8 protein-coding genes are annotated in these 8431 nt (G+C 41.1%); all 8 read left to right on the top strand.

The genetic code is table 11. The features are described from left to right. Nucleotides 1-298, top strand: a 298-nt coding sequence (locus tag V7659_RS20105; RefSeq protein WP_335541719.1) for a helix-turn-helix domain-containing protein, incomplete at its 5' end; no start/stop codon positions are given. Nucleotides 299-429: 131 nt separating this feature from the next. Continuing rightward, nucleotides 430-1335, top strand: a complete 906-nt coding sequence (gene yqiS / locus V7659_RS20100) for a phosphate butyryltransferase (RefSeq protein ID WP_335541717.1) — start codon at nucleotides 430-432, stop codon at nucleotides 1333-1335. A gap of 29 nt (nucleotides 1336-1364) precedes the next feature. Further along, complete coding sequence (gene bcd / locus V7659_RS20095; RefSeq protein ID WP_335541715.1) at nucleotides 1365-2468, top strand: branched-chain amino acid dehydrogenase; 1104 nt, start codon at nucleotides 1365-1367, stop codon at nucleotides 2466-2468. A gap of 106 nt (nucleotides 2469-2574) precedes the next feature. Next, nucleotides 2575-3678 carry a butyrate kinase gene (gene buk, locus V7659_RS20090; RefSeq protein ID WP_335541714.1) on the top strand — a complete coding sequence of 368 codons (1104 nt, stop codon included), beginning with the start codon at nucleotides 2575-2577 and terminating at the stop codon, nucleotides 3676-3678. Nucleotides 3679-3699: 21 nt separating this feature from the next. Further along, nucleotides 3700-5121 (top strand): dihydrolipoyl dehydrogenase, encoded by a 1422-nt coding sequence (gene lpdA, locus V7659_RS20085; protein ID WP_335541712.1) that lies wholly within the window; start codon nucleotides 3700-3702, stop codon nucleotides 5119-5121. Between the two features lie 38 nt (nucleotides 5122-5159). Beyond that, nucleotides 5160-6155, top strand: a complete 996-nt coding sequence (locus V7659_RS20080) for a thiamine pyrophosphate-dependent dehydrogenase E1 component subunit alpha (protein WP_251457144.1) — start codon at nucleotides 5160-5162, stop codon at nucleotides 6153-6155. A 12-nt stretch (nucleotides 6156-6167) separates the two neighbouring features. Then, on the top strand, nucleotides 6168-7151 hold the full coding sequence (locus V7659_RS20075) for an alpha-ketoacid dehydrogenase subunit beta (RefSeq protein WP_335541708.1): 984 nt from the start codon (nucleotides 6168-6170) through the stop codon (nucleotides 7149-7151). 64 nt (nucleotides 7152-7215) lie between these two features. Then, on the top strand, nucleotides 7216-8431 hold a 1216-nt coding region (locus V7659_RS20070; protein WP_335541706.1), incomplete at its 3' end, for a dihydrolipoamide acetyltransferase family protein.

Raw genomic sequence — 8431 nt, 5'->3', positions numbered from 1 at the left:
TGGAAGAGCAATCATTTTTATGAATTATAATGATCAATTTATTGATGTTCAGCACTTACCAGAATTAAAAAATAAAAAGAATTTAACGGAATCATCTGTAAGCAATAGTACTGATTCAGTGGTTATGGATCGTACCTTAGCAGATATGATGGAAGAGTTTGAGGCTAAAATAATTAAGCAGTCACTTCTTCGTTTAAATGGGAATAAAACATTAACAGCTAAGACGCTCGGATTGTCTGTAAGGAATTTATACTATAAGATTGAAAAATATAATATTGAAAAAAATAGCATGCAATAAATTTCATATTATGAAAAAAAATGCACACTTGAGTGTGGGTGGTAAAGCGTTTTCATTAAAGATGGTTTGGCACGGAAATTGCATATTATAGTATGGGAGTTGCAGGAAGAGGAGAAAGGGTTGATGACAACTTGTTGCTTGATTCACTAATTGACAAAGCAGCCCAATTACGTACAAACACCGTGGCAGTTGCTGCGGCAGAAGATTTAGAGGTCATTGAAGCGGTTATCGCTGCTTTAGAGCAAAATCTAGCAAAATTTATACTTTTCGGTGACGAAGAAAAAATCAAATCCATTTTTAAAGAAAAACACCCGAACATCAGCGATCTTAATTTAAAAGTTGTCAATGCTGATTCGAATGCTTCAGCGGCAGAATTAGCAGTAAAGGCAGTTTTTTATAAAGAAGCAAATGTCTTGATGAAAGGTAATATCCCAACCAATATCTTATTAAAAGCAGTTTTAAATAAGGAGTATGGACTAAGGACAGGAAATGTCTTATCACATATTGCTGCATTTGAAGTTCCTGGCTTCAATCGTTTTACAATCATTACAGATGCTGCAATGAATATTGCTCCCGATTTAGAACAGAAAGCACAAATTATTAAAAATGCAGTTTTCATTGCAAGGTCAATTGGAATAGATGTACCGAAAGTGGCCCCTGTAGCTGCAGTAGAAGTGGTTAATCCGGCTATGCAAGCTACATTGGATGCAGCTGCATTAACGGTAATGAATAAACGAGGGCAAATTCTGGACTGCATTGTTGATGGTCCCTTAGGTTTAGATAATGCAGTATCAGCGCTTGCTGCAGAACATAAAGGGATTCATAGTGAAGTAGCAGGATGTGCAGATATATTATTAGTACCAACAATTGAAGTTGGCAATGTATTATATAAGTCACTAATTTATTTTGCAAATGCAAAAGTTGGTGCCGTTATTGCCGGAGCAAAAGCACCAATTGTGTTAACATCTAGATCAGATTCTGCTGAAAGTAAGCTTTATTCACTTGCACTAGCGTTATGCTGTGCTACATCAAAATAGATAGTAAATCATTTGAGGAGGAATTTTACATGGAAATTTTCAAATACCTAGAACAATACGATTATGAACAAGTGGTATTCTGTCAGGATAAACAATCAGGATTAAAGGCAATTATTGCTATTCATGATACAACTTTAGGGCCAGCTTTAGGTGGAACACGGATGTGGACTTATGCATCTGAAGAAGCAGCCATTGAGGATGCCCTCCGTCTTGCAAAAGGAATGACATATAAGAATGCGGCGGCAGGATTAAATCTTGGCGGTGGTAAAACCGTTATCATCGGTGATCCAAGGAAAGATAAGAATGAAGCAATGTTCCGTGCATTTGGCCGCTACATTCAAGGATTAAACGGCAGATATATTACTGCAGAAGATGTTGGTACAACCGTGGCTGATATGGATTTAATTCATGAAGAGACAGATTTTGTAACTGGAATCTCTCCAGCGTTTGGTTCATCTGGTAACCCATCCCCGGTAACAGCTTTTGGTGTATACCGCGGAATGAAAGCAGCTGCGAAAGAGGCGTTTGGCACGGATTCTCTAGAAGGAAAAGTAGTGGCTGTTCAAGGAGTTGGAAATGTTGCTTATACACTTTGCGAATATTTGCATGAAGAAGGGGCACAGCTGATTGTAACGGATATTAATAAAGAGGCCGTTAACCGTGCGGTTGAAGCATTTGGTGCTTTGGCTGTTGATCCTGATGAAATTTATGGTGTGGAATGTGATATCTATGCCCCATGTGCACTCGGGGCAACGATTAATGATGAGACCATTCCACAGTTAAAAGCAAGAGTGATTGCTGGTTCAGCGAACAATCAATTAAAGGATACCCGTCACGGAGATATTATTCATGAAATGGGTATCGTTTATGCCCCGGATTATGTAATTAATGCTGGAGGCGTAATCAATGTGGCAGATGAATTATATGGTTATAACCAAGAGCGGGCAATGAAAAAGGTTGAACAGCTATATACCACCATTGAAAAAGTTATTGAAATTTCAAAACGTGACGGCATTCCAACTTACGTAGCTGCAGACAGGATGGCAGAAGAAAGAATTGCAAGAATTCGTAATTCAAGAAGCCAATTTCTCCAAAACGGTCATCATATTTTAAGTCATAGAATTTCAAGATAAACCTTTTTGACAAAAAATAGTTTTTGGAAAGCGCTGAATGGGAATTCAGCGTCTTTGCCTTTCATGGGGCAAGTAGGTTGAAAAATAAAATTGGAGGTCAAATACGTTGCACGATAATGAATATCGGATTCTCGTCATCAACCCAGGCTCGACATCCACGAAAATCGGGGTTTTCGATAATGATATTTCTATTTTTGAAAAAACAATTCGTCATGATACAGTGACAATTAACTCTTTTGCAAATATTATTGATCAATATGAATTTAGAAAAACAACAATTTTGGAAACACTGGATAATGAAGGGATAAATATTTCCAAACTGTCGGCTGTATGTGGACGCGGGGGATTACTTCGTCCGATTGAAGGGGGTACCTATGCAGTTAATGATGTGATGTTAACAGATTTACGGTCTGGTTATGCAGGGCAGCACGCATCTAATCTTGGCGGGATCATTGCTTACGAAATTGCTTCTGGTTTAAATATTCCTTCTTTTATCGTTGATCCAGTTGTTGTTGATGAATTAGATCCAATTGCGAGAATTTCTGGCTTTTCCTTAATAGAACGAAAAAGTATCTTCCACGCGTTAAATCAGAAGGCCGTTGCAAGAAGGGTTGCCAAGGAATTAGGGAAAAAATACAACGACTTAAATTTAATTGTTACCCATATGGGTGGCGGTATTACCGTGGGTGTCCATAAGCAAGGGAAGGTCATTGATGTAAACAATGGTCTTCATGGGGATGGCCCCTTCAGTCCAGAACGTTCCGGAACCGTTCCTGTAGGGGATTTAGTGGCCCTTTGCTATTCTGGTGAATATTATCGGGAAGAAATTATGAAAATGCTGGTTGGTCAAGGCGGCCTTGTAGGTTATCTCGGCACCAATGATGCGGTAAAGGTAGAGCAGCGAATTGCAGCAGGCGATAAAGAGGCATCGCTTATTTATGACGCAATGGCCTATCAAGTGGCTAAGGAAATAGGGGCTGCTAGTACTGTTCTCTCCGGAAAAGTGGATGCGATTGTTTTAACAGGCGGCCTCGCCTACGGAAAAGGTTTTGTGAAATCAATTACCGATAGAATCAATTGGATTGCTGATGTCGTGGTCCAACCGGGTGAAAATGAACTACAAGCACTTGCTGAGGGTGCACTGCGAGTCTTAAGAGGCGAAGAAGAGGAAAAAATTTATCCTGGGAATTTTAAAACAGTTAAAATTTAAGGTTATGGGGAGGAAAAAAGAGTGGCACAAGAATATGATTTGGTAGTTCTTGGCGGGGGAACTGGCGGCTATGTCGCCGCAATTAGGGCCTCTCAGCTTGGCTTAAAAACTGCGATTGTTGAAAAAGGAAAACTTGGCGGGACGTGTCTGCATCAAGGGTGTATACCAAGTAAGGCACTGCTTAGGAGCGCAGAGGTTTTTGCAACAGCAAAACATAGTGAGGATTTTGGTGTAATTACTAGTGATGTATCGATAAATTTTGGTAAAGTACAAGAGAGAAAAAATAAAATTATTGACCAGCTTCATAAAGGTGTACAACATTTAATGAAACAGGGCAAAATTGATGTCTTTGAAGGTATAGGCAGAATCTTGGGACCGTCCATTTTTTCTCCGATGCCGGGAACTATTTCTGTTGAAATGAATAACGGGGAAGAAAACGAAATGCTTCTTCCTAAAAATGTGATCATTGCAACAGGTTCAAGACCAAGAACACTTCCAGGTCTTGAGATTGATCGTGAATATGTCATGACATCTGATGAAGCATTGCAATTAGAGTCATTGCCTAATTCCATTATTATTGTTGGTGGTGGCGTAATCGGAATTGAGTGGGCGTCCATGCTTCATGATTTCGGTGTTGATGTAACAGTTATTGAGTATGCTGACCGTATTATTCCGACAGAAGATAAAGAAATTTCAAAAGAAATGCAGCGCTTGATGAAGAAAAAAGGAATTAAACTGGTAACAAGTGCAAAAGTCCTCCCCGAAACAATGGTAAGAGACAATGGAGTAACGATTTCTGCAGAAGTAAAGGGCACTGTGAAAGAATTTAAAGCAGAAAAACTTCTTGTTTCTGTAGGTCGTCAGGCAAATACAGAAGGAATTGGCCTAGAGAATACAGAAATACAAGTAGAGAAGGGTTTTATTGCAACAAATGAATTCTTCCAAACGAAAGAATCACATATTTATGCGATTGGTGATGTGATTGGCGGATTACAACTTGCCCATGTGGCATCACATGAAGGGATCATTGCTGTAGAACATATTGCCGGAAAGGATCCTTCCCCACTGCAGTATCACTTAGTTTCAAGATGTATCTATAGCAACCCAGAGGTTTCCAGTGTGGGAATAACAGAAGACCAAGCTATTGAAAAAGGCTATAAAGTAAAAACAGGAAAGTTTTCTTTCCGGGCGATTGGAAAAGCGCTTGTTTTTGGAGAATCGGACGGATTTGTGAAAATTGTTGCGGATGAAGAGACCAATGATATTCTAGGGGTGCATATGATTGGTCCGCATGTAACTGATATGATAACGGAGGCAGGACTTGCAATGGTCTTAGATGCAACACCTTGGGAAATCGCGCATACGATTCATCCACACCCAACTCTTTCAGAAGCTATTGGTGAGGCTGCGCTTGCTGTAGATGGAAAAGCGATTCATTCTTAAGTAATTTTTTCATTCGAACATTAGGAGGTAAGAAATAGATGACAGAAAAGCGTCATGATGCTTTAGGTTTAAATGACGGAAAAGTATTGGAAATGTACGAAACTATGCTATTAGCCCGCCGTATTGATGAGCGGATGTGGTTATTAAACCGTGCCGGGAAAATTCCCTTCGTTATTTCTTGTCAAGGGCAGGAGGCAGCACAAGTAGGGGCTGCATTTGCGCTTGATCGTGAAAAAGATTATGTTCTTCCGTATTATCGTGATATGGGTGTGGTCTTAACTTTTGGGATGACTCCGAGGGAATTGATGCTTTCAGGTTTTGCAAAAGCAGAAGACCCTAATTCAGGGAGCCGGCAAATGCCTGGGCACTTTGGCCAAAAGAAAAATCGGATTGTCACAGGTTCTTCTCCGGTAACAACTCAGGTTCCCCACGCTGTTGGAATTGCTCTTGCTGGGAAAATGGAAAGAAAAGACCTCGTAACTTTTGTAACTTTCGGTGAGGGCTCCTCTAACCAAGGGGACTTTCATGAGGGCGCCAACTTTGCAGGTGTTCATAAACTTCCTGTTATTTTTATGTGTGAAAATAACAAGTATGCTATTTCTGTACCAATTGAAAAACAATTGGGGTGTGAGAAGGTTTCAGACCGGGCGATTGGTTATGGTATGCCAGGGTTCACTGTTGACGGGAACGATCCACTAGAAGTCTATAAAGCAGTGAAGGAAGCGGCAGAGCGCGGTCGACGCGGTGAAGGACCAACGTTAATTGAAACCATTTCTTATCGTTTGACACCACACTCTTCAGATGATGACGACCGTTCCTACCGTGCACCAGATGAGGTTGCTAAAGCAAAGACCCAAGATCCAATTATTACCTTTGGTGCGTATTTAAAGGAAACTGGTGTCATGGATGATGCGCTAGAAAAAGAAATAAATGACCGCGTAATGAAGCTTGTCAATGAGGCGACAGACTATGCAGAAAATGCACCGTACTCTGCACCTGAAGATGCGCTGAAATTTGTTTATGCGGACTTGTAAGGGGGATGAAACATGGCGATAATTTCATATATTGATGCCATTACAATGGCAATGCGAGAAGAAATGGAAAGAGATCCAAAGGTTTTTGTCCTTGGTGAAGATGTTGGTTTAAAAGGCGGAGTTTTTAAGGCCACCCAAGGATTATATGATCAATTTGGGGAAGAACGAGTCATTGACACACCACTTGCTGAATCAGCCATTGCTGGCGTAGGAATTGGTGCTGCGATGTACGGTATGCGTCCGATTGCCGAAATGCAATTTGCTGACTTTATCATGCCGGCAGTGAATCAAATTATTTCAGAAGCGGCGAAAATCCGCTATCGTTCCAATAATGACTGGAGTTGTCCGATGGTGATTCGTGCTCCCTATGGCGGCGGGGTTCATGGGGCGCTATATCATTCCCAATCTGTAGAGGCAGTATTTGCAAATCAGCCTGGATTAAAAATTGTTATGCCGTCCACACCTTACGATGCAAAAGGACTGTTAAAGGCAGCTGTCCGTGACAATGACCCGGTTTTATTTTTCGAGCATAAGCGGGCTTATCGGTTAATTAAAGGTGAGGTACCTTCTGATGATTACACCCTGCCAATTGGGAAAGCAGATGTAAAGCGCCAAGGAGAAGATATTACCGTCATTACGTATGGTCTCTGTGTTCATTTTGCCCTTCAAGCAGCGGAAAAATTAGCGAAAGATGGTATCTCCGTTCATATTCTTGATTTGAGAACTGTCTATCCTCTAGATAAAGAAGCCATCATTGAGGCGGCATCAAAAACGGGTAAAGTTCTTCTTATTACAGAGGATACAAAAGAAGGCAGTATTATTAGCGAAGTCGCTGCAATCATTGCAGAAAATTGCTTATTCGAATTAGATGCACCAATTATGCGGTTAGCTGGACCAGATGTTCCGGCCATGCCGTATTCGCCAACAATGGAAAAATTCTTTATGGTAAATCCAGATAAAGTCGAAAAAGCGATGCGCGAACTAGCTGAGTACTAAAACGAAAGCCCTGGCAACTGAATGGGGTTAGGCGCCAGTGCTGGACAATAGGAGTGTGTAAATAGTGGTAATTGAACAAATTAAAATGCCTCAGTTAGGGGAGAGCGTAACCGAAGGTACGATAAGTAAATGGCTTGTATCTGTAGGAGATAAAGTAAATAAATACGACCCCCTGGCAGAAGTGATGACAGATAAGGTAAATGCGGAAATCCCATCCTCCTTTACAGGTGTAATAAAGGAATTAATTGCAGAAGAAGGAGATACCTTAGCCGTTGGGGAGCAAATTTGCACGATAGCTTTGGAAGGTGGAACAACTGAAGAAGTTCCTGAAGCATCTGTTGCAGCAAGCCCGAGCACACCAGCAGGTGCACCAGAAAACGCGGAACATGCTGAACAAGGCAACAAGGCACGTTACTCGCCCGCTGTCCTTAAAATCTCTCAAGAACATGGCATTGATTTAACTAGGGTGTCAGGCACCGGTGCAGGTGGACGAATTACGAGGAAAGATCTCTTAAAACTAATTGAATCAGGTAATATTCCTGAAGCGGGACAAAATGTAGAAGCGATAAATGAGCCTGCCGTTATCAAGGCACCAAAACAAGAGGCGGCTCAGCCAGTTGCCCAGCCAACTGCACCTGCTCAAGCTGTGAATATTCCAGTAGCGGTTGGTGACATTGAAATTCCAGTCACAGGCATCCGTAAAGCGATTGCTGCCAACATGCTGCGAAGCAAACACGAAGCACCGCATGCTTGGACGATGATTGAAGTGGACGCCACGAATTTGGTGGAGTACCGTAACTCTTTAAAAGATGAGTTTAAGAAAAAAGAAGGTTTTAATTTAACATTCTTTGCATTCTTTGTGAAGGCTGTTGCACAGGCGTTAAAAGAATTCCCACAAATCAATTCTATGTGGGCAGGAGATAAAATCATCCAAAAGAAAGATATCAATATTTCAATTGCAGTGGCTACGGATGATGCACTCTATGTACCTGTCATTAAACAGGCCGATGAAAAAACAATCAAGGGGATTGCACGTGAAATCTCTGAGCTTGCTGTCAAAGTGAGAACAGGGAAACTAAGATCTGAAGATATGCAAGGCGGAACCTTCACGGTGAACAATACGGGTTCCTTTGGATCTGTTCAATCAATGGGTATCATCAATTATCCACAAGCAGCTATTCTTCAAGTAGAGTCCATCGTCAAACGACCAGTCGTTATGAATAATGGAATGATTGCTGTTCGTGATATCGTGAATTTATGTATGTCGCTCGATCATAGAG

Origin of the sequence: Neobacillus drentensis, assembly GCF_036966985.1 — a bacterium.
GTDB lineage: Bacteria > Bacillota > Bacilli > Bacillales > Cytobacillaceae > Neobacillus > Neobacillus drentensis_E.
Note: the sequence above shows the minus strand (reverse complement) of the source record. Positions and strands in the feature narration are given on the sequence as shown.

Coding starts and splice junctions, on each gene's coding strand:
- V7659_RS20080 (WP_251457144.1), top strand. CDS start 5,160: ATGACAGAAAAGCGTCATGATGCTTTAGGTTTAAATGACGGAAAAGTA.
- V7659_RS20075 (WP_335541708.1), top strand. CDS start 6,168: ATGGCGATAATTTCATATATTGATGCCATTACAATGGCAATGCGAGAA.
- bcd (WP_335541715.1), top strand. CDS start 1,365: ATGGAAATTTTCAAATACCTAGAACAATACGATTATGAACAAGTGGTA.